This window comes from Pseudomonas sp. MD195_PC81_125 (assembly GCF_014060985.1).
Taxonomy (GTDB): Bacteria; Pseudomonadota; Gammaproteobacteria; order Pseudomonadales; family Pseudomonadaceae; genus Aquipseudomonas; species Aquipseudomonas parakoreensis.
The window spans coordinates 1-814 of record NZ_JABULD010000733.1; the positions used below are offsets into that span (position 1 = coordinate 1).

The window sequence follows — 814 nt, forward strand, 5'->3', positions numbered from 1 at the left end:
CAACGGTTCGGAATGCCCGCCCCCAGGTCGGCCATCAACTTTCGCACGACCTGCATGATCACAGGATACTGTGCGGGCTCGATGATCAGGGCGACATCCTGAGTCTCCTCGGAAATACCCCAGTAGTTAGCGAATTTTGGCGGTGCGGGCATTTTGAAGTTGAGGCAGTCAATCAAGTTTGCAAGGTCTGCGTAGTCGTTGGGCGGATCGATTTCCTGAAACGCCAGCCAGTTGCGCAGTGGCACCGTAGCGCTGGAAGAAATAATGCCGCCAGAACGCCATGCGGTTTTCGACAGGAGTTCGATATCGTTCCGTAAAGATTCGATCTCATACAGTTCGTCGGTAATGATGGTGGATTGGATGTAAAAGCCCGTAGCACCGAATTCCTCATAGGCGGCGTAAACTTCACCATTGCTTCTGACCATGAAAAAGTGATCGGCAGGAAGGTCGAAGGAGGCAATGAATTCAATGAATTCCGGATGTTTGCTGAGTGAGCGCAGCAATAATTTGCCAGCGAGATGTTCGCTGTCGAAACGACTTCCCGACACCACTTCCGTAGCGAGTTGCATGAGGTCTTCTTCAGCACGAAAAGATTGTCGAAGGAAATTTCGGTTCTCCAGAGCCCTGGCGATTTTCAATCGTTCTACTTCGTCGGCCGATGCGGGGGTCGTTGCAAAAAGGTTGCGGTTAATATCCATATTGAGTTGTTCTGGTCCGTGTTGGTTAGTGCGGCAATCAGCCAGGTTAACGTGGCTGGTTGTGAAGGGGTCGGGAATATAAAACATCGAGCAAAGTTTGGTTTTTTGTTTTAAAG

The 814-nt window shown here is 50.2% G+C and carries 1 protein-coding gene; it reads right to left on the minus strand.

What is annotated here, in order from left to right:
- The coding region (locus HT737_RS28600; RefSeq protein ID WP_182404497.1) for a hypothetical protein at positions 1-814 on the minus strand (814 nt) is incomplete at both ends.